Here is a 20,487-nt window from a genome sequence, read left to right as displayed (position 1 = left end):
AGAGCATGCGCCGGCTCTGGGTGACAGCCCTCGTCGTGACGGTCGCATTGGCGAATGCCCCAGCCGCCGCATCCGGCGGCGCGCCGGCGCCGATTCTGCCACCGCGTTGGATCGACGACGTCTCGTCAGGGCATCTGTCCTCCAATGTCTGGGGCGTCGCGATTCCCAGCGGCGGGGGCGTCTACGTCGCCGACCGAACGGACCACGAGATCGTCCGCTACGACTCGGCTGGCACCTTCGTCGCAGCATACGGCGAGCAGGGCACCGGCCAGGTGCAGTTCACCTTGCCAAGTGGCATGTCGTTCGGCCCCGACGGCAACCTGTACGTCGCCGAGCTCGGCGGCGACCGGGTCCACGTCATCACCCCGGCGGGCGGGTTCGTCCGAACGATCGGCTCGCATGGCGCCGGCAACGGCCAGTTTGTCGCGCCCGCAGACGTTGCGTTCGACACGTTCGGGCGGATGCTCGTGGCGGACGCCCTCAACCACCGCATCCAGGTCATGGAGCCCGACGGTACGTTCATCACCGCATTCGGCACGCTCGGCTCGGGCGACGGCCAGTTCGATGAGCCGATCTCGGTCGCCGGCCTCACGAACGGGACGATCGCGGTGGCCGAGGAGAATGGCTCGCGGTTCCAGCTTTTCGACAGCTCGTTCGCCCACATGGCCACGATCGACGACGCCGACGGCACTCCGTTCGGGACGATCAGGGGCATCGAGGTGGACTCGGCTGATCGTATCCACGTGTCATCCGACACTCACGACAAGGTGTTCATCTTCAACCGCGGCGGCGCCTACCTCACCGAGTTCGGATCGAGCGGCAGCGGTGGCGGGCGCTTCCAGGCGCCCGTCCACATCGCATTCGACCCGGCGGGGCGCATCCACGTGACCGACTCGGGGGTCGCCCGCGTCGCGGTATGGGACTACAGGCGATGCGGCGGCAAACCGGCGACGTGGGTCGGCACCGACTCGGCCGACGCCTATTCGGGCACGTCGATGCGAGACGTGATCATCGCTCGTGGTGGTCCGGACGACATCGACGGGGGCAGGGGCAACGACTTGATCTGCCTCGGAGGTGGCGAGGATCGCGGTCGAGGCGGCCCCGGAGACGACCGGATATTCGGCGAGGTCGGCGACGACGACCTGCGGGGGGAGGCCGGGGAGGATCACCTGCTCGGAGGTGACGGCAACGATCTGCTCTCCGGCGGCGACAAGGGCGACCGGCTCGAGGGCGGCCGCAGCCGTGACGTGGTCAAGGGCGGCAGGGGCGGTGATCGCCTCTTCGGGGGTGGGGCGAACGACGACCTGCGAGGGAACACCGGCAAGGACAGGCTGGCTGGTGGCAAGGGAACCGACACGTGTTCCGGCGGCGCCGGCACGGACACCGCGTCGACGTGCGAGGTGACGACCGGCGTCCCATAGCCATGACGACGCTGCGGCCACCAACCGTGGTGGCAGACGGCCGCGCCGCCCGGTCATCGGGTCCCGATCAGCCGCTGGTGTCCAGGTAGCTGCAGACCGTGCTCGTGATGAGCTTGGTCACCACGTAAGGATCCATGTTGGCGTTGGGACGCCGATCTTCGATGTATCCCTTCTGATCGACCTCGGTCTGCCAAGGGATCCGGACCGACGCACCGCGGTGCGAGACCCCGTAGCTGAACTCCGTCCACGGGGCGGTCTCGTGGAGACCGGTGAGGCGCTCCTCGATCCCGGCCCCGTACTGGCTGATGTGCTCGTCGTGCGCCTTGCCGAGGGCCTCGCACGCCGCGATGATCGGCTCGTAGCTCTCTCGCATCGACTTCGTCGAGAAGTTGGTGTGTGCACCTGCGCCGTTCCAGTCGCCCTTCACCGGCTTGGGGTGGAGATGGGCCGAGATGCCGTAGTCCTCGGCGATCCTGTAGAGGAGCCAGCGGGCCATCCAGAGCTGGTCGGCGACCTCCACCGGCCCGAGCGGGCCGACCTGGAACTCCCACTGACCGATCATGACCTCGGCATTCGTCCCCGAGATCTCGATGCCGGCATCGATGCACGCCTTGGTGTGGCCCTCGACGACGTCCCGGCCCCAGATCTCGTCCGCACCCACGCCGCAGTAGTAGCCGCCCTGTGGAGCGGGGAAGCCGCCGATCGGCCATCCGTGCGGGCGACCGTCCTTGAAGAAGGTGTATTCCTGCTCGATCCCGAACCACGGCTCGTGCGCCGCGTGCTTCTCGGCGACCTCGACGCACGCCGCCCGCGTGTTCGACGGGTGCGGCGACAGGTCCGTGAGCAACACCTCGGCGATGACCAGCACGTCGTCGCCGCCGCGGATCGGGTCCGGTTTGACGAGCACGGGCCGCAACACGCAGTCCGAGTTGCTGCCCGGGGCCTGTTCGGTGCTGGATCCGTCGAAGCCCCAGATGGGCGGCTCGGCGCCATCAGGGACGATCTTCGTCTTCGACCGGAGCTTGGCCGTCGGCTTCTGCCCATCGATCCAGATGTATTCCGCCCGATACGGCATGGACTTCCTCCGTTTCAAGTGTTCGGTTCGACTCTGGCCGCGCCAACGCCAACGAGGCCGCAATGCACGCTCCTCCACGATCGTAAGCCGCCGTTTCACGGCGATTGCGGAAATGTGAATTCTGTGTTTCGTGGCAGTCGAGGGGTGTCTGGCGAGCTTGGCGGCGGGTTACGATGCGCGCCCGGCCAGGAGGCTTCGGTGGACAACCAGAAGGAATACGTCCTCAAGACGGTCGAGGAGCGCGGGGTTCGCTTCGTGCGCTTGTGGTTCACCGACATCCTCGGCTTCCTCAAGTCGTTCGCCATCACCCCCGCCGAGCTCGAGACGGCGTTCGACGAGGGTATGAGGTTCGACGGGTCGGCGATCGACGGCTTCTCCCGCGATCAGGAGTCCGACATGCTCGCCATGCCCGACGCCCGGACGTTTCAGATCCTGCCATGGCGTCCCGGCGACGCCGGGGTCGCCAGGATGTTCTGCGACATCGTGACGCCGGACGGCGAGCCATTCCCCGGCGACCCTCGCTGGGTGCTCCGGCAAAATCTCGAGCGGGCCCACGAGCTCGGCTACTCGTTCTACGTCGGGCCCGAGGTCGAGTACTTCTACTTCCGTGACAGCGGCCCGGACCCGCAGGTTCTGGATCGCGGCGGGTATTTCGACCTGACACCTCTCGACGTCGCCCAGGAGTACCGGCGGGCAACGATCATGGCGCTCGAGAACCTCTCCATCTCTGTCGAGTCATCGCACCACGAGGTATCCCCCAGCCAGCACGAGCTCGACCTGCGCCACACGGACGCCCTCAGCATGGCAGACAACCTCGTCACGACCCGCCTCGCTGTGAAGGAGGTGGCCATGGAGCACGACATCTATGCCACCTTCATGCCCAAACCGCTCGAGAACTACGACGGGTCGGGCCTCCATCTGCACCTCTCGCTCTTCCAGAACGACGAGAACGTCTTTCACGAGGACGGCGCCCCGTACGGTCTGTCGAAGATCGCCACCAAGTTCCTGGCCGGGTTGTTGCGGCACGGCCGTGAGATCACTGCGGTCACCAACCAGTGGGTGAACTCGTACAAGCGCCTCGTTTCGGGGTTCGACGCTCCCGTCTACGAGACGTGGGGCGTCAGCGATCAGACGGCCGTCGTCCGAGTGCCGACGCCGAAGGTCGGCAAGGCGTCGGCAGCTCGCATCGAGTACCGGGCACCAGATCCTGCGTGCAATCCATACCTCACGTTCTCGGTGATCCTGGCGGCGGGCCTGGCAGGGATCGACAACAGCTACGAGCTCCCGGAGCGACCCGGCGAGGTGGCCGGCCCGCCTGTCGGCGCACACCGTCTCCCGGCCAGCCTCGCCGAAGCACTCGACGCCATGGAAGGGTCGGAGCTGGTCCACAAGGCACTCGGCGACCACGTCTTCTCGTGGTTCCTCAAGAACAAGCGCCGCGAATGGGAGCGCTACGAGCACCACGTCTCACGGTTCGAGCTGGACAACTACCTACCAGTGCTGTGATGTACGTCCCCATCCACCCCCCGACCCCATCGACGTCCCTGACGGCGGCATTGATCGGGGCCGGCTGCCAGCCGGTGCCGTTCGAGGCACTGGACGAGTTGGAGAGCAAGTCGCCCAAGGGTGGCTGGGGCCCGGCCGTGGTCGAGGTGCGCGACGACATCGGGTCGGCGGCGGCGATCGCAGCCAAGGTGCGGGCCGAGCTCGGCCTGGCGGTGCTCCTGGTCGTCGACCGGACCGCCACGGAGCTGCTCGCCGAGATCGACGAGTACGACGACTTCCTCCTCTCGCCGATCGACCGCACCGAGCTCGAGATTCGCCTCGCCAAGCTGGGCGGGATCGACGTCGCCGATGCGGACCCGGGCAAGGACGTCATCCGTTTCGACGACCTCGAGCTGAACACGGCCACGTATCAGGCGACCGTCGGCGGGGCGCCGCGCGACCTCACGTACATGGAGTACGAGCTGCTGCGCTTCTTCGTCGAGCATCGCGGCCGCGTCTGGTCCCGCGAGCAGATCCTGTCGAAGGTGTGGGGCTACGACTACTTCGGCGGGTCCCGCACCGTCGACGTCCACGTCCGCCGCCTGCGCGCCAAGCTGGGCGAGGAGCGAGCGAGCTGGATCACCACGGTCCGCAGCGTCGGCTACCGCTTCGGGTGATCCGGCGCTGCAGGTAGCGCCTCGCCGGCGGCGCCGCCAAGTCCCTCTTCCTGACACGCTCGCCCCACTGAGCACCCCGCCGGCGACGGGAATCTCGCCCCGGCGACGACTAAACCGGTGAGAGATGACCCAGCGGGGACCGGATGAACATCCGATCGTGCTCGACGAAGACTCGTTCCGCGAGTTCTACGACCGTGCCCTCCCGGCGGTCTACGGCTATCTCTCGAAGCGGTGCGGCGGGCGTCGAGACATCGTCGAGGACCTGACACAGGAGACTTTCGTGGCAGCGGTGAAGGCGATGCAGGCGGGCGAGCCGATCGGAGCGCCAATGGCGTGGATCGTCACGATCGCCAGGCGGCGGCTCGTCGACCACTGGCGGCGGCAGTCGGCATCCCTTCGCCGCCTGGCGATACTCGAGGCGACGAGCGGGTCGCGATCGCTGGACCCCCCGGAGCCGGCCAGTCCGATCATCGCGGCCCTCGAGTCGCTCACGCCACCACACCGGGCTGTGCTGGTGCTGCGTTACGTCGACGACCTCTCCGTGAGGGACGTCGGGAAGCTCCTCGGCAGGAGCGAGCGAGCCACCGAATCGCTCTTGGTGCGCGCCAGGACCGCCCTGTCGGCGGCGTATCGAGGTGCCGCAGGTGGCTGACATGAACGAGAGAGACGTTGCCGCCCTCCTGCGGTCGCTCGACGAGCAGGCCCCCTCGGCCGAGTTCGCCGAGCGCCTCTATCGCACGCTCACCGAGTCCGGCCGCCCCGGCGAGGGCGCCGTCAAGGTTCTCGATCCGGGAGCCGCCGACGGGTGGGCAACCCCATCTCGCCGACGTCGGACGGTTGGCGCTCGGTGGCGCCTCGCGGTCGCCTCGGCGGGCGTGGTGCTGCTCGGCGGGCTGCTCGCCTGGATCGGAACCCCGGGGGACGAGCCTGTGTCGCCGGGCACCACGCCGAGCGGCACGACCTCGGCGACGACCGCCCAAGAGATCGACGCCGAAGCCGTCGGCGACGTGATCCGAGCCCCCGACGGCATGGGGATAGTGTCGGCAGCGTTCGACGGGAGCCGATTCTGGGTGATCGCGGTCGCCAATCCGCCCCTCGACATCGATGAACCTCGGGAGCAGTCGATCGTCTTCTCGCTCGACCCGCTCACCGGCGCCGAGCTGACCAAGACGCCACTGTCAGACGGACCATTCCAGATCGACGCCGACCCGGCCGCCGGGGTGTGGGTGGCGCACTGGCCGTCGGGAAGGCTCACGAGGCTCGACCCCGTGACCGGAGCAGCCGTCGCACAGGTCGAGCCGAGCCTTCCGTTCGCCGTGGGGTCAGGACCCGAAGCTCGCCGGTTCGTGCCGTCGAAGCTGCTCGTCGCAGAGGGTTCGGTGTGGCTGTTGACGGCTCGCGGGGCGCTGGCACGCATCGATCCGGCCGCAAACGAGGTGACGAGGATCTACGAGTTGGGCACGTCGATCCCGGGGGACGTCGCCATCTCCGGGGGCGACGCCTGGCTGGTCATGAGCGCAGGTGACCCGCTCGTCCGCCTCGACCTCGAGTCGGGATCGCTCGAGACGATCGTCGACGTTCGTACTCACTCCGATGGAGTGCTTGCACTCAACGGCAGCACGGTGTACATCGCAGGCGACACGCCGCCCGACGACCCGGACGCCTCCAGCCGGGTCACCCGGATCGATACGACGTCGTCGTCGGTGACGGACACACGCGGGTACCACGGCAGCGTTCGCTTCATCGGGTGGGTCGACGGCGCCTTCGGGGTCCTCGATTCGACCGGCACGCTGCATAGCTCCGCGCCCGACGAGGAGCTCGCCCTCCGGACGAACTGGGAAGACAACTGGGCGGGAGCGGAAGGCTTCGTGACCATCGGGGTGCAGACCTGGACCGTCGACCGAGGAGCCGGGTACGTGCTCCGTCGACTTCGGATCACGGGCACACTGCCGCCGCCTCTTCCGATCGCCATCCCCGACGAGTTCGAACCGCGGCCCGTTCCGAGCGATCTGGCTCTCTCGCCAGACTGGGAGGCGCTCGATCCCGGGCCGCCGGCTCCGCAGTGGCCCAACGTGGCTCAGTGGACCGGCGACGAGATCGTCCTGTGGGGCGGCGAGCCGGGGGGCTCCACCAGCGGCGCGGCGTATGCCCCGGACACGGGGACGTGGCGCCAGATGGCGGAGGCACCCATCGCCTCGGTCGGCGACGCAGTGTCGTCGGTGTGGACCGGTCGGGAGCTGATCATTTGGGCCGGTGGCAGGGCCCATGCGTGGCAGCCGTCGACGAACGCCTGGCGCACGATCGAGGACTGGCCCCTGCAGCCGTCGCACGTGACCAGGGCGGTGTGGACGGGGAGCGAGATCATCGACGTCGACGCCCGCCTCGCCGTCGATCCCGAGAGCGGCTCGGTACGACCGATCGCCGCTCCTCCCGCGGAGTTTCACGAGAGATCGCGTGCCGTCTGGGCCGACGGGCTGGCGGTGGTCGTCCCGAACGGCCCCTCCTACGACGCCGCCGCCGACGAGTGGATTCCCTCCGTGAGCAGCCTCACGCCGCTGGCGACGTCGGGCGTCTGGACCGGTACCGAGGTCTTCGCCGCCGACTACGAGATGCGCGCCGCAGGGTTCGACCCCGACACCAGGGCGTGGACCGCCTACCCCCCGGTGCCGCTCCGCTTCTACGAGTGCCAGCCGCGGGCGCACGCGGTGAACGGCCGTCCCGTCGTCGAGCATTGCGCCGGCTATGCCCTCTGGAGCACGGGGTCCGAATCGTGGCTCCCGATCACCGCCCCGTCGTTCGACGCACCCCAGATGACGATCTCGACGGGCGAGCACCTCTACGCATGGACGGCCGAGGGCTTGTACCGCCTCGATCCGGCGGTGCTCGAGTCGGGGCCGCGCCGCCTCGCCATGAACACGAGCATTCTCGACATCCCGGCGGGCTGGGAGCTCATCGCCGTGACCGGGAGCAGCGGGACTGACGACTTCTACGAGGCGTCGCGCATCCGTGTCGAGCTGGCGCACCCCGACGGCGGCCGCTGCACCGTCACCGGAACTCACGGTGACGCCGAGGCGGCGATCCGAAGCGCCCTCGGCCACGAGGCGGTGGTGGTCGCCTTCGACTACGCGGTCGGCGGCGATCCGGTCGAGGGGCTCTCCTACTCGGCAGCCGGCGAGGAGCATCTGCTGTGGCCCACCGGGTCGACGGACGTCGTCGACGTGGCCTGCCGGACGCCCGAGGTCGCTCTCGACATCGCCCGGCACGTGTGGACTCCATGGCAGTGACCGCCTGAACTATCGTTCACGGTGTAACCGTCTTCATCGGCTTGACCTATTACACACCTCGTGATAATCTGCAAGGGTCGTAATCGGCTACACCTATTACGGCTGAAGTGTGAAACGAGGTGAAACATGATGAACGTGCACCCCATCGTGGCGGTTGCCCTGGTACAGCAGAAGCTGCGGGAGGATCGCCGCGCAGCAGAACGCCGGCGTCGCAACCGCGGTCGCTGAGCTCAGCATCGGGCCCGGATGAGCACCCCGCTCCCGGGTCCGACTCGCGTCCGGGGGACGACCTGGGGCCCGGCTCACCTCAGCCGATCGACGATCCCCCGCAAGTAGCGGGCCTGGCCGGCGTGCTGGATGTTGTCGCTGATCACGCTGACGAGGCGGACGCCCACCGACACTGGCGGGTCGTAGGCAGTGTCGATGATCCTGTCGAGCTCGTCCTCGTCGACGGTCGCCAGGTAGCGCCTCGTCCGATCGGCGACGGCGTCGTGGTAGGCGAGCAGGTCGTTCGGGGTCTTGGGGCTGATCGCGGCGACTTCGTTCGGACCGTCTCCCTGCCCGGTTCTGGCCGGGTCCGGGTCCATGCCGAGGCGTGGCGCCCACCCCTCCCCCACCCATGCCTGCTCGAGCCCGGCGATCTCTGAGACGTGGTCGTCCTGGATGCGGGTGAGGTGCCACACGAGCCATGCGATCGAGTTCGCCCCCGGCTCCGGACGGTATGCCAGATCCTCTGCACCGATCGCGTATGCGGCGACATGCACCAGTTCCCTGATCCGGTTGTAGGCATCGGCGAGCACGTCCCGTGACTCCATCGCACCTCCTCGTCGTGGTTGGCCGACGGTACCCGCCCGGGGCGTCCGGCACATCTCGATCGCTATCTTCGGAACATGACCACGATCAGACGCCTCACGGACTCGTGTCTCCTCATCACCAGCGACGACGGGGTGACGCTCACCGATCCGGGATTCTTCACGTTCGAGTCCGGCGAGGTCGACCTGGCCTCGATCGGCCAGGTCGACCGGGTGCTCATCACGCACGAGCATCGCGACCACGTCAACCCCGGGTTCGTGAAGTGGCTGCGTGACCGTTCTCCCGACGTCGTGGTGTACGCCAACACGGCGGTCGCCGGACTCCTCGCCGAGCACGACATACCGGCAGTGACGGACGACCTGCCCGGCTACGTGACGGCCGAGGACGCCCTCCACGAGCCTTTGCCGAACGGGTCGACCGTGCCCAATCGCAGCTACACCATCGGCAACGTCGTCACCCATCCCGGCGACAGCTACTCGCTGACGAAGACCGCCCCGGTCCTCGCCTTGCCCCTGCTGGCTCCCTGGGGATCGACGACGCAATCGGTTGCCTTCGCCAAGAGGCTCGGACCACGCCAGGTGATCCCGATCCACGACTTCTTCATGAGCCCCCTCGGCCAGGAGTTCCTCTACGGGATCGCCGGAGGCGTGCTCGCCAACGCCGGCATCGAGTTCGTCCCCCTCAAGTGGAACGAGAGCTACTCGGTCTGAGGGTGGCCTCGACCGGGGGCCTCAGCCGAACTCGATGCCCTGGGCGAGCGGCAGCTCCGAGCTCCAGTTGATCGTGACCGTCTGGCGGCGCATGTAGGCCTTCCACGAATCCGAGCCGGCCTCGCGGCCGCCACCGGTCTCCTTCTCGCCTCCGAAGGCGCCGCCGATCTCGGCGCCGGACGTCCCGATGTTCACGTTGGCGATGCCGCAATCCGAGCCCTCGGCCGAGAGGAACCGCTCGGCGTTGCGGAGCGAGTCGGTGAAGATCGCCGAGGAGAGGCCCTGTCGCACGCCATTCTGCACGGAGATCGCCTCGTCGAGGCTGTCCACCTCGATCATCCACATGATCGGCCCGAACGTCTCCTCCTGGACGATCGCAGCCGATGCCGGGATCTTGACGAGTGTCGGCTCGAAGAAGTGGCCCGGTCGGTCGACCGGGGCACCGCCGTACAGAAGGACGCCTCCCTGCTCGAGGGCGATGTCGAGGGCGGCCTTCGTGTTGGTGACGGCGTCTCCATTGATGAGCGGCCCCATGAGCGTGCCGCCGTCGAGGGGATCCCCGATGGGGATCTGCGCATACGCCTCCACCAGGCGCTCCGCCAGGACATCGGAGATCGCCTGATGGACGATGAGGCGGCGAAGGCTCGTGCAGCGCTGCCCGGCGGTTCCCGCGGCAGCGAACAGGGAGGCGCGAACGGCCAGGTCGAGGTCGGCGTCGTCCATCACGATGATGGCGTTGTTGCCGCCGAGCTCGAGGATCGAGCGCCCGAGCCTCCCGGCCACCTTGGCGCCTACCGTGGCGCCCATCCGCACGGAGCCGGTCGCCGAGATCAGCGGCAGGCGACTGTCTCCGACCATGGCCTCTCCGACGTCGATACCGCCGACCGTGAGGTTGAAGACACCCTCGTAGCCGGTCCCGGCCATCACCTCGGCACAGATCTTCGTCGTTGCGATCGAGGTGAACGGCACCGCCGGCGACGGCTTCCAGATCATCGTGTCACCGCACACGGCGGCCACGAAGGCATTCCACGCCCACACCGCCACCGGGAAGTTGAAGGCGGTGATGATCCCAATGGGACCGAGGGGGTGCCACTGCTCGTACATCCGGTGCCGCGGCCGCTCCGACACCATCGTCAGCCCGTAGAGCTGCCGGGACAGGCCGACGGCGAAGTCGGCGATGTCGATCGCCTCCTGGACCTCGCCCTCGCCCTCGGCGCGGATCTTGCCCATCTCCATGGAGACGAGCGCCCCGAGAGGCTCCTTGTGATCGCGCAGGGCGTTGCCAATCTGGCGTACGTAGTCGCCCCGCTTCGGTGCCGGCAGCATCCTCCACTCCAAGAACGCCTCCTCGGCGGCCGAGACGACGACGCCGTAGTCGGCGACGGAGGCCTGCCGGACGGTGCCGATCGAGCCACCTGTTGCCGGGTTCTCGCTCTCGAGCGGCTCGCCTGACGGGTCGAGCCAGGCTCCTCCGAAGACGCCGGAGGGTTGCGTATCGAGGCCCAGGGCAGAGAAGATCTGGTCGCGGTCCAACGTCCTGCTCCTTCGAAGTCGTTCACGGAACGCTAGCGGTGGCACCATCCCGGGGTGACCGGGGGCGTGCGGGCTACGCCTCAGTCGCAGAGGCCGGCGGTCAGGTCTCTCTGCCACACGTCTGCGAAGTCATCGTGGACCACGAAGAGCACCGACTCATCCGACTCGTCGATCCACATCACAGAGCCGCCCTGCCGGTATCCCGTGTCGATCGCCGTCTGGGGGAGATCGGCGAGATCGATCGAGTCGGCGAGCGGTCCGTCGAACAGGACATGCTCCGGATCCCAGACGTAACGGTTGATCGTCTCCTCGGTGTAGACCCCGGTCGCGGCGCCGAGAGGGCGGCCGATCGTGATGAACTCGGCGGACTCCCAGTCACAGTGGGCCGCACCGTGGATGTGGGAGATCACGTCGAGCCTCACCTTGCACCCCGAGCCGTCCGTCCAGCGCTGGTGATCGCCGAACGCCTCCCAGTCGGCCGGCTCGACAGATAGGTCGGTCGGCGAGCCGGGCTCGGCGTCACATTCGTGAGGGGCGGCCGCCTCGGTCGTTGCGAGGGAGGGAGCCGGCGGTTCCTCGCCGCTCGTACACGCCGGGACGACGAGCGCGAGGGCGAGGAGGGCGATGATCTGCCTCATGGCACGTTCGACGGTGGGCGAAGTCGCGGCGTTCCTAGCGGGCGGCGACGATCTCGATCTCGACCGCTACGCCGAGAGGAAGGGCGCCGACCTGGACCGTCGTCCTGGCAGGCTTCGACTCGGCGACGAACGCGCCGTAGACCTCGTTGACGGCGGCGAAGTCTGCGATGTCCCTCAGGAAGATCGACGACTTGGCGACGTCGGCGAGCGACAGCCCGAGCTCGGCGAGCATCGCCGTGATGTTCGTCATCACCTGGCGAGCCTCGGCGGCCACCCCACCGTCGACGACCGTACCGGTGGCAGGGTCTATCCCGACCTGCCCCGACAGGAAGACGAAGCCGTTTGCCTCGGTGGCCGCCGAGTAGGGGCCGACGGCCTTCGGGGAGCTCTCCAAATGATGAATCGTCTTCGGCAATGGATCCTCCTCGCGCTACGTGCGGAGCGCATCGTACGCACGACGCAAAAGCGGGCCCCGTGGGGCCCGCTGGTTGGATCAGGATGTCTCGAGGTCAGCAGAAGCTCTGGCCGCAGCCGCACGAGCGCTGCTGGTTCGGATTGTTGATGGCGAACCCCGAGCCCTGCAGACCCATCTCCTTGTAGTCCACCGTGGCCCCGGGGAGCATCGAAGCGCTCTGCTCGTCGATGACCAGCCGCACTCCGCCGGTCTCGCTCACGACGTCCGTCGGGTCGACCTGGGCATCGAAGAACATCTCGTAAGAGAACCCGCTGCAGCCGCCGGGCCGGACCGCCAAGCGCAGAGCCAGAGAAGGATCACCCTCAGCCGCGATCAGCTCCGCCACCTTGGCAGCCGCCGAATCTGTGAGCATTGGCTGCGTGACCTGCTGGTCTGCGATTGCCGGTTCGTTCGTGATCACGGTGACCCAACCTCCTGGAAGCCTGGCTTCTTCCCAAGCGACTATCGGCGTCCTACCCGTCGAGTATAAGGCCGCATCCGACACGAGTTGAGCGCCCCCGGGGCGGCGGCCGCCCACCGGCACCGCGTGGCAGGGATACCATCGGAGCATGGTCGCCAGACAGGAAGTCGAATCGGCGCTGCGTGGCGTCATCGATCCCGAGCTCGGCGCCGACATCGTCGAGCTCGGGATGGTGAAGGACGTCGTCATCGACCGCGGAAGCGTCACCATCAAGATCGCCCTCACGATCGCCGCATGCCCGATGCGCGACCAGATCGAATCGGACGTGGTCCGCAAGGTCAGGGCGATGCCGGGCGTCGAAGAGGTGACCGTGCAGGTCACCGCCATGTCGCAGGAGGAGCGGTCCGGCCTGATGATGACGGCGCGGAGGCACGCCCGGGAGAACGTCGCCCCGACCATGGTGAGCCCGCTGACGAGGGTCATCGCCGTCTCGAGCGGCAAGGGAGGCGTCGGCAAGTCGTCGCTCTCGGTCAACCTGGCCCTCGCCATCGCAGACCAGGGCCATGAGGTGGGGCTGCTCGACGCCGACATCTGGGGGTTCTCGGTCCCGCGCATGCTCGGGGCCGCAGACCGTCGCCTCGAGGCCCGTGAGGATCGGAAGATCGTTCCCGTCGAGGTGGAGGGGATCCACCTCGTCTCGACGGGGCTGATCGTCGGGGACGAGGACACGGCTCTCATGTGGCGGGGACTGATGCTCTCGAAAGCACTCGAGCAGTTCCTGCGGGACGTCGCCTGGCCGTCGAGTCTCGGCTACCTGGTCCTGGACATGCCACCCGGGACCGGCGACATCCAGATGGCGCTCGCCCGGCTGCTGCCGCAGGCGGAGATGGTCGTCGTGACGACGCCGCAGAAGGCTGCCCAGAAGGTGGCGGCCCGGGTCGCCGACATGGCGCGCCGGTCGTTCATGCCCGTCGTCGGCGTCATCGAGAACATGTCCGGCTTCACCACCGATGAAGGCCGCCACTACGACTTGTTCGGAAGGGGAGGGGGGAGCGCCCTGGCCGCCGATCTCGGGGTGCCGCTCATCGGCCAGATCCCACTGGATCCCCATGTGGTCGAGGGCGGTGACGAGGGAAGGCCGGTCGTGCGTGAGCATGCCGCGTCGCCCGCCGGTTCGGCGATCATCGCGGCAGCCAAGGCCCTCACAGAGTTGGTGCCGCCCGCCGAGGACGAGACGTGCACGTCTCGCATCGCCGTCCTCGCCGACCAGTTGGAGCGGCTCGGCAGCTGAGCCGTCAGAGGCAGAGGCCGCGGACCAGCGGGTACGGGTTCACGGCTCCGCCGCCGCCCGGGTGGCGCTCGAAGTGCAAGTGCGGCGATGTGTACACGGCGTTGCCGGTGTTGCCGACGTACCCGAGCCGCTCACCCATGGACAGGCGATCGCCGACCCCGAGCCCGCTTTCCCAGGCGTCGAGGTGGGCGTAGTAGTACGTGTCGCCGCTGGCACCTCGGATCCACACGGTGATCCCACCGAGACCACCGTTGCCCAGGCTGGCCACCGTTGCGTTCTCGATGGCTACCAGGGGGGTTCCGCGAGCAGCCATCATGTCGACGCCCATGTGAGCGCGGCCACCGGATCGAGGCGCTCCGAAAGAGTCGACGAAGGTCGTGGCACCCGCGACGGGACACGTCATGTCGCCGTCGGGCGGCGGCTCGGAAGGAGGCTCGGTGGTCGTGGTCGTCGTGTCGTCGCCACCATCGTCGCCTCCGTCATCGGCGACCGTCGTCGTCGTCTCGTCGCCACCATCGTCGTCGGGCGCCTCGGTCGTCGTCGTCGAGTTACGCCGGCGACGCTCCTCTTCCTCGCGACGGCGGCGCTCTTCCTCGAGGCGAGCCTTCTCCGCCTCCTGCGCCTCATAGGCGGCCACCAGCGAGTTGTAGGCCTCGTCGGCGGCCTGCAGGCGGCCGAGGATCTCGTTCGACAGCTCTTCGAGCTGCCGCTCGACCGCCGACTGCTCCGTGATCGCCTCGTCGAGGCGGCTCTGCTGATCGGCGTAGCTGCCCTTCACCGCCTCGAGCCTCGACAACGTCGCCGCGTCGCTCTTGGAGACATATCGGAGGTAGCCCTGCCGGACCGGGTACTCGTTGATGGATTCGGAGTCGAGGAGCAGCAGCAGCCCGGAGTCACCGCGCGACATGTAGAGCTGTCGCGCCACCGCCTCGGCCTGCGTCCTGATGATCTCGAGCTCCTGCTCGCGTGCCGCCAGCTCGGTGACGAGCTGCGCCAGGTCGGCGGACAGCTCGGCCGACCGCACCGCGGCTGCGTCGTACTCCCCGAGGACGCCGGCGAGCTCCCGACCAACGGCGCGGCGCTCGGCGTCGGCGGCGGCCAGGTCGTCCGGCGTGATCTCGCCCTGCGCAATCGCCGCGTGGAGGTATGCGGGCGCGCCCATGAGCCCGAAGAGCACGAGCACTGCGACCAACCGCTTCACCGTCATTCCTCCAACGCGTGGAAGCTGCCGCCCTCATCCGTGCCCCGCCGGGAGGATAGCCGCGACTCCGACGTCAGTTTCTGGAGAACCGCTCTCACCTGGAGCGCAGCCGCCAAGTGGAGCGTGGGATCGACGTCGGTGTAGACGGCGGCGACGATCTCGTCGACCGAATGCGCCCCGGCGCGGACCGCCTCGACGATCTGATCCTCACGCAGCCGGCGGTGGGCGACGTACTCCTCGACGGCCGCCCTGGCATCCGGCAGCTCGGGACCGTGCCCCGGATAGAGGTGGCGAGGGTCGACGGCGAGAACCTTCTCGAGCGACGCCATGTAGGCGGCGGCGTCCTCGATGACGACCGTCGACCCGCCCATGATGTGGTCGCCTGTGAAGAGCACGTCGCCGACCAGGTAGCAGAGGTGATCTGCGGTATGGCCCGGTGTGTGCACCGCCACGACCTCGAGGCCCCCATCGGTGAACGCCTCGCCATCGCCGATCGTGACATCGGGGCTGAAGTCGGGGCCGGGGCCGTACCCGACGACGGGGACACCCAGACGAACACCGAGGGGATTGGCGGCGGGAGCGTGGTCCGGATGGCAATGCGTCACCAGGACGGCAGCCGCCCGCCGATCGCCGATCTCGCCGACGATGGCATCGAGATGACCCGGGATCACCGGCCCCGGGTCGATGACGGCAACCGTGCCCTCGTCGCCGATGACGTAAGTGTTCGTGCCGGGCCCCGTGAACAGTCCGGGATTGGGGGCGAGGACGACCGCGACGCGGATCATCTCGGCATTTCGGGAAGCTTCACTCCCCTCCCCTCGGCACGGCGTACGGCCGACCTGAGGGCCCCCTCGTCCGGGGCACGCGTCTCGTCCACCTCGTCGAAGCCGGCGTCGCCCGGCATGAGGATCTCAAGGTCTCCCTCCGGGTCGACGTGCAGCTTCGGCTGGATCGGCTCGACGCTGTCGAGCCGGCGGGCGTGGGCGACGAGATCCTCGGCCGAGGAGAACGAGGCCAGGTGCCGGAGGATCTCCTGCGTCGGCAGCGGGACCACCATCGAGGAGGTCACCAGCGCTTCCGAGGGTGTGATCCAAGTGGCTGCTGCGATCTCTCGTCCGTCGGGATGCGGATCGACTCCGCCGGGGACGACCGCCGCGTAGAAGCGGGCGTCGAAGCGAACCGGCACGAGCGTCGGGGTGATCCAGTTGGCGAAATAGCCGAGAGCCGCGCCGTCGAACACGAGGCCTTCACGCCTGAGACGCTCGTACACGGCGGCGCCTTGGCGGCGATCCGGCTCGCCGAACGGCTGCGGAGTGAGCCATATGCCGACCTCCTCGACGAGCTCGCGCAGTGCAGCCAGCATCCACGGCACGTCGTCGCCGTCGGCGGCCCCGGTCAGCAACCCGGCGTTGTCCCCGAGGCGGTCGATGTCGTCGACGGCGCCACCGGGGAAGACCCAGGTGCTCGCCATGAACCGGGCGCCAGGTGATCGCTGCACCATGAGCACCTCGAAGCCGTCCGGTTCCGTCGGGCGCAGGCAGCAAAGCGTCGACGACGGCCTTGGCTCCGTCATCCGAGGTCCACGACCCCCCTGCCGTAGCGCCGCGCCAACCACGCCCTGACCCTCTCTCTGACAGGCGGGACGAGGAGCAGGAATCCGGCGGTGTCCGTGATGAATCCGGGTGTGAGGAGCAGCGCTCCGGCGAGGAGGATCATCGCCCCATGGGCCAGCTCGGCACTCGGGAAAGCCCCCGCCATCAGGGTCGTCCTTGCACGAGCGAGCTCGCCGCGACCCTGACGCGACACCAGCGAGGCGCCGATCACGGCCGTGGCAAGCACGATGACGAGCGTCGGCAGCACGCCGATCCTGCGCCCCACGGCCAGGAAGAGGGCGATCTCGGCCAGGGGGACCGCCACGAACGCGATGACCAGTAGAGGGGCAGGACGCATGGCCCTCAGGATACCGAAGCCCGAGGAGTGGGTCTCCGCGAGCCCTCTAACCTGCGCCTCCATGGAGCCTCGCGACCTGCCGAGCGTCGATGTCCTCGCCGATCGGGTGCACACTCGCCATGACGCACTCCCCAGGTCGCTGGTCGTCGAGCTCGCCAGGGTGGCTCTCGACGACGCCCGCCGGACGATCATCGACGGAGGCGAGGCCGATCCGGACGAGCTCGTCGAGGCGCGTGCCCTGCGCCTGTCGACGGCGCGTCCCCGCCGCGTCATCAACGCCACCGGCGTGTTGCTCCACACGAACCTAGGGCGGGCGCCACTCCACCCGGCCGCCGCGTTGCAGGCGTCCGAACAGGCAACCGGGTACGGAAACGTAGAGCTCGACATCGTCACCGGCGCCCGCGGCGGCCGGGCCGGATACGTGAGACGACTCCTGACAACCCTCGCCGGCGCCGAGGCCGCTCTGGCCGTCAACAACAACGCAGGAGCCCTGTACCTGGCGCTGGCGGCCATCGCCGGGCGAGGGAAGGTGGTCGTCTCGCGCGGAGAGCTCATCGAGATCGGCGGCTCCTTCAGGCTTCCCGAACTGATGGCGGCATCCGGCGCAGAGCTCCACGAGGTCGGCACGACGAACCGGACCCGCCTCGCCGACTACGAGCGCGCCGTCGAGGGGGCCGCCGTCATCCTCAAGGTACACCCGTCGAACTACCGGATCGACGGCTTCACCGAGGACGTCGGGTACCGGCAGCTCGGGGAGCTCGCAGCCGCCAAGGGAGTCCCTCTGGTAGCCGACATCGGGAGCGGCCTCCTCGACACGCGCACACCGTGGCTGGACGATGATCCACCGTCGTGGCTACGCCAGGAGCCGGGGGCTCGCCAGACGATCGAGTCGGGAGCGTCTGTCGTGCTGTTCAGCGGCGACAAGCTGCTCGGCGGGCCGCAAGCCGGCATCGCGGTCGGCCGCCGCGATCTCATCGAACGTATGGCCGGGCACCCTGTCGCCAGGGCGCTGCGCCTCGACGGGCCGACGGGCGCCGCCCTGGCGGGGACCCTCGAGCTGTACGCCTCGGGGCGGGGACGCGAGATCCCGTTCTGGCGAATCGCAACCCTCTCGTACGACGACCTGGCAGCTCGCCACACCGCCGTCCTCGACGCCGCCGGCGTCGAGGGGAAGGTCGTCGACGGAGAGTCGTTGCCGGGAGCCGGTTCGGTGCCCGGCGAGGCGATTCCTTCGCCGAATCTCGAGCTCCTCGGCGGGGCAGACGCCTGGTGGAAGAGGCTCATCGGCAACAGCCCACCGATCCTCGGCCGCCGGCGCGGCGATGCATTCGTTCTCGACTTGCGTACCGTCGAGCCGAGCGACGACGAGACGGTGGCGACCGCGCTCCGCGACGGGCGCTGAATGCCAATCGTCGGCACCGCCGGGCACGTCGACCACGGAAAGTCCACCCTCGTCCTCCGCCTCACGGGCCGCGACCCCGATCGTTGGCCGGAGGAGAAGGCACGAGGGCTCACGATCGACCTCGGGTTCGCCTGGGCATCGGTCGGCTCGCACTCGGTCGGGTTCGTCGACGTGCCCGGCCACGAACGCTTCATGAAGAACATGCTGGCCGGTGTCGGCGCAATCGACGTCGCCCTGTTCGTCGTCGCCGCCGACGAAGGCTGGATGCCCCAGACCGAGGAGCATCACGCTGTTCTCGAGCTGCTCGGCATCCGTCGCGGCGTGATCGCGCTCACGCGCGTCGACATCACGGATGATGACGTCGTCGAGCTCGCAGAGCTGGAGATCGCCGACCGGATCGCCGGCACCGGGATGGAACCGTGGCCCATCGTCCGCGTGTCTGCGATCACCGGCCGCGGGATCGACGACCTCGTGGCCGCCCTCGACGCCGAGCTGAGCGCCGCAGGCGAGCCTGATGATGCCGGAAGGCCGAAGCTCTGGGTCGATCGCAGCTTCGTGATACCGGGCGCAGGCACGGTCGTCACCGGCACCCTCGCCGGCGGCGCCGTGGCCCGCGGCGACGAGCTCGCGATGTGGCCGCGGGGAACTGCCGTCCGGGTCCGCTCGATCCAGTCGCATGAGGAGGAGGTCGACTCGGTCGGACCGGGCAACCGGACCGCTCTGAACCTGGCAGGCGTCGACCGGCTCGACGTCGAGCGAGGAACGATGCTTGCGCGGCCGGGTCAGTTCAGGACGACCCGGGCGGTGATCGCCGACCTGCGTGCCGTGCGCGGCCTCGGCGGCGAGGTCGGCGATCGAGGCGCGTATCACGTCCACGTCGGGTCCGGGAGCTGGCCGGCCAGGCTGCGGCTCCTGACGGCGGAGACTCTCGAGAACCCCGGCGCGGCGCTCCTACAACTGACCGGCGAAGTCCCTCTGGCCGTCGGCGACCGTCTCATCCTGCGTGAGACCGGCAGGCGCGCCGTCGTCGCCGGCGGGACGGTCATCGACCCCCACCCCGGTCCCGTCCACATGCGAGCCCTGCGGGCAGCGGTGCCGCAGTTGCGGGCGGCGGCGGCCGACGACGCCGCCGCTCAGGCAACGACGCTGCTTCGCATTCGAGGAACCGCACCCCTGGCGGAGTTGGCGACGGACACGGGAGGTGGAGCGCCGAACGAAGCACTCATCGCAGGCGGCACCGCCCTCTCCATCGAGAAGGCCGAGGACGCTGCTGCTCGCATGGCCGTCGCCGTAGCGGGGTTCCACGCGGCCAACCCGCTCCGTGCCGGTATGCCCAAGGCGGCGCTCGCCTCACAACTCGGGCTGCCTCCTGCGATCGTCGACGCCCTGGTTGCCTCGGCGGCCGGCCTGGTCGACGACGGGTCGACCGTGCGATCGACGTCGTTCGGGGGCGGGTGGGATGATCGCCACGAGGCGGCGCTCGGAGATGCAGCCAAGGCATTGCGAGCCGACGGGTTGGCCGTGCCCAGAGCCCGAGACCTCGGCATGGACGAAGAGACGATGCACGCCGCATTGCGCCGCGAGCGTCTCGTGAGGGTCGCCGACGACCTCGTGTACCTGCCCGAGCAGATCGAAGAGATCCGAGGACACCTCGAGGGCTTGCCGGACGGGTTCACCGTTGCCGAGTTCCGGGACGCCCTCGGCGTGTCACGCCGCCACGCGGTTCCGCTGCTCGAATGGCTCGACAGGACGGGCTGGACAAGCCGTCAGGGCGATCTCCGCCGTCTCAGACGGCAGCCCGGGCGAGGATCTGACGGCGCTCGGCTTCGGTGAGCCCTCCCCAGATGCCGTACGGCTCCTTGATCGCCATCGCATAGTCGAGGCACTCGGAGCGTACCGGGCAGACCTTGCAGATCGATTTGGCCCTCACCTCCCGCCTCTCGCGCTCGTCCTTCCGTTCCGCCGTGCTCGGCGGGAAGAACAGGTGCGAGTGGTTGCCCCTGCACAGTGCGACTGGTTGCCAGGTCCGGTCGAGTGGGACCACGCGACTCCTCCTCCGCGTCTCCTCCAACAGCCCCGGCAACCTAGCGAGCGACTTGTCCACAGGCCAGGGAAAAAATGGCGCAGTGCGC

General features: G+C 68.7%; 20 protein-coding genes. 9 read left to right on the top strand and 11 right to left on the bottom strand.

What is annotated here, in order from left to right; all coding sequences use genetic code 11:
- The first annotated feature begins 5 nt into the window (after window positions 1-5).
- Window positions 6-1,421 (top strand): 6-bladed beta-propeller, encoded by a 1,416-nt coding sequence (locus VGC47_03475; protein ID HEX9854353.1) that lies wholly within the window; start codon window positions 6-8, stop codon window positions 1,419-1,421.
- A gap of 67 nt (window positions 1,422-1,488) precedes the next feature.
- On the opposite strand, the gene glnII is transcribed toward VGC47_03475, so the two are convergent.
- Window positions 1,489-2,496, bottom strand: a complete 1,008-nt coding sequence (glnII, locus tag VGC47_03470; GenBank protein ID HEX9854352.1) for a glutamine synthetase GlnII — start codon at window positions 2,494-2,496, stop codon at window positions 1,489-1,491.
- Between the two features lie 198 nt (window positions 2,497-2,694).
- Between glnII and VGC47_03465 the strand changes: the two genes are divergently transcribed.
- The 4 genes from VGC47_03465 to VGC47_03450 all read left to right on the top strand — a co-directional run bounded on the left by VGC47_03465 (window position 2,695) and on the right by VGC47_03450 (window position 7,942).
- Window positions 2,695-4,002: a glutamine synthetase family protein gene (locus VGC47_03465; GenBank protein HEX9854351.1), complete on the top strand. Its 1,308-nt coding sequence runs from the start codon at window positions 2,695-2,697 to the stop codon at window positions 4,000-4,002.
- Window positions 4,002-4,658, top strand: coding sequence for a response regulator transcription factor (locus VGC47_03460; protein HEX9854350.1), 657 nt, complete (start codon window positions 4,002-4,004; stop codon window positions 4,656-4,658). Before VGC47_03465 ends, VGC47_03460 begins: the two co-directional genes overlap by 1 nt.
- A gap of 157 nt (window positions 4,659-4,815) precedes the next feature.
- Window positions 4,816-5,310: a sigma-70 family RNA polymerase sigma factor gene (locus VGC47_03455; GenBank protein ID HEX9854349.1), complete on the top strand. Its 495-nt coding sequence runs from the start codon at window positions 4,816-4,818 to the stop codon at window positions 5,308-5,310.
- Between the two features lies 1 nt (window position 5,311).
- Window positions 5,312-7,942 (top strand): hypothetical protein, encoded by a 2,631-nt coding sequence (locus tag VGC47_03450; protein HEX9854348.1) that lies wholly within the window; start codon window positions 5,312-5,314, stop codon window positions 7,940-7,942.
- 302 nt (window positions 7,943-8,244) lie between these two features.
- Here VGC47_03450 and VGC47_03445 read toward each other — a convergent pair whose 3' ends face one another.
- On the bottom strand, window positions 8,245-8,757 hold the full coding sequence (locus VGC47_03445; GenBank protein ID HEX9854347.1) for a DUF664 domain-containing protein: 513 nt from the start codon (window positions 8,755-8,757) through the stop codon (window positions 8,245-8,247).
- A gap of 75 nt (window positions 8,758-8,832) precedes the next feature.
- Here VGC47_03445 and VGC47_03440 point away from each other — a divergent pair, with 75 nt between their 5' ends.
- Window positions 8,833-9,465, top strand: coding sequence for an MBL fold metallo-hydrolase (locus VGC47_03440; protein ID HEX9854346.1), 633 nt, complete (start codon window positions 8,833-8,835; stop codon window positions 9,463-9,465).
- A 21-nt stretch (window positions 9,466-9,486) separates the two neighbouring features.
- On the opposite strand, the gene VGC47_03435 is transcribed toward VGC47_03440, so the two are convergent.
- From VGC47_03435 to VGC47_03420, 4 genes are all read right to left on the bottom strand, one after another.
- The gene (locus VGC47_03435) at window positions 9,487-10,998 is read right to left on the bottom strand and encodes an aldehyde dehydrogenase family protein (GenBank protein HEX9854345.1); all 1,512 of its coding nucleotides are present in this window, start codon (window positions 10,996-10,998) and stop codon (window positions 9,487-9,489) included.
- A gap of 80 nt (window positions 10,999-11,078) precedes the next feature.
- Window positions 11,079-11,636 (bottom strand): hypothetical protein, encoded by a 558-nt coding sequence (locus VGC47_03430; protein ID HEX9854344.1) that lies wholly within the window; start codon window positions 11,634-11,636, stop codon window positions 11,079-11,081.
- A gap of 34 nt (window positions 11,637-11,670) precedes the next feature.
- On the bottom strand, window positions 11,671-12,051 hold the full coding sequence (locus tag VGC47_03425) for a Rid family detoxifying hydrolase (GenBank protein ID HEX9854343.1): 381 nt from the start codon (window positions 12,049-12,051) through the stop codon (window positions 11,671-11,673).
- 94 nt (window positions 12,052-12,145) lie between these two features.
- On the bottom strand, window positions 12,146-12,511 hold the full coding sequence (locus VGC47_03420) for an iron-sulfur cluster assembly accessory protein (GenBank protein ID HEX9854342.1): 366 nt from the start codon (window positions 12,509-12,511) through the stop codon (window positions 12,146-12,148).
- 148 nt (window positions 12,512-12,659) lie between these two features.
- On the opposite strand from VGC47_03420, the gene VGC47_03415 reads away from it, so the two are divergent.
- Window positions 12,660-13,802, top strand: a complete 1,143-nt coding sequence (locus VGC47_03415; protein ID HEX9854341.1) for an Mrp/NBP35 family ATP-binding protein — start codon at window positions 12,660-12,662, stop codon at window positions 13,800-13,802.
- A gap of 4 nt (window positions 13,803-13,806) precedes the next feature.
- Here VGC47_03415 and VGC47_03410 read toward each other — a convergent pair whose 3' ends face one another.
- The 4 genes from VGC47_03410 to VGC47_03395 are packed head-to-tail and all read right to left on the bottom strand — an operon-like array spanning window position 13,807 to window position 16,953.
- Window positions 13,807-15,003, bottom strand: coding sequence for a peptidoglycan DD-metalloendopeptidase family protein (locus VGC47_03410; GenBank protein HEX9854340.1), 1,197 nt, complete (start codon window positions 15,001-15,003; stop codon window positions 13,807-13,809).
- A gap of 2 nt (window positions 15,004-15,005) precedes the next feature.
- Window positions 15,006-15,788 carry an MBL fold metallo-hydrolase gene (locus VGC47_03405; protein ID HEX9854339.1) on the bottom strand — a complete coding sequence of 261 codons (783 nt, stop codon included), beginning with the start codon at window positions 15,786-15,788 and terminating at the stop codon, window positions 15,006-15,008.
- Window positions 15,785-16,576: an NUDIX hydrolase gene (locus VGC47_03400; GenBank protein HEX9854338.1), complete on the bottom strand. Its 792-nt coding sequence runs from the start codon at window positions 16,574-16,576 to the stop codon at window positions 15,785-15,787. Before VGC47_03400 ends, VGC47_03405 begins: the two co-directional genes overlap by 4 nt.
- Window positions 16,573-16,953 (bottom strand): FxsA family protein, encoded by a 381-nt coding sequence (locus tag VGC47_03395; GenBank protein ID HEX9854337.1) that lies wholly within the window; start codon window positions 16,951-16,953, stop codon window positions 16,573-16,575. The genes VGC47_03400 and VGC47_03395 overlap by 4 nt, the downstream gene beginning before the upstream one ends.
- A gap of 61 nt (window positions 16,954-17,014) precedes the next feature.
- Between VGC47_03395 and selA the strand changes: the two genes are divergently transcribed.
- Together selA and selB are read left to right on the top strand one after the other, a co-directional pair.
- Window positions 17,015-18,355, top strand: a complete 1,341-nt coding sequence (selA, locus tag VGC47_03390) for an L-seryl-tRNA(Sec) selenium transferase (GenBank protein ID HEX9854336.1) — start codon at window positions 17,015-17,017, stop codon at window positions 18,353-18,355.
- The gene (gene selB, locus VGC47_03385; GenBank protein ID HEX9854335.1) at window positions 18,356-20,188 is read left to right on the top strand and encodes a selenocysteine-specific translation elongation factor; all 1,833 of its coding nucleotides are present in this window, start codon (window positions 18,356-18,358) and stop codon (window positions 20,186-20,188) included.
- On the opposite strand, the gene VGC47_03380 is transcribed toward selB, so the two are convergent.
- On the bottom strand, window positions 20,142-20,399 hold the full coding sequence (locus tag VGC47_03380; GenBank protein HEX9854334.1) for a WhiB family transcriptional regulator: 258 nt from the start codon (window positions 20,397-20,399) through the stop codon (window positions 20,142-20,144). The two genes, selB and VGC47_03380, sit on opposite strands and share 47 nt — an antisense overlap.
- Between the last annotated feature and the right edge of the window lie 88 nt (window positions 20,400-20,487).

The organism is Acidimicrobiia bacterium, from assembly GCA_036396535.1.
In the GTDB taxonomy this organism is placed as follows: Bacteria; Actinomycetota; Acidimicrobiia; order Spongiisociales; family UBA5794; genus DASWKR01.
Note: the sequence above shows the minus strand (reverse complement) of the source record. Positions and strands in the feature narration are given on the sequence as shown.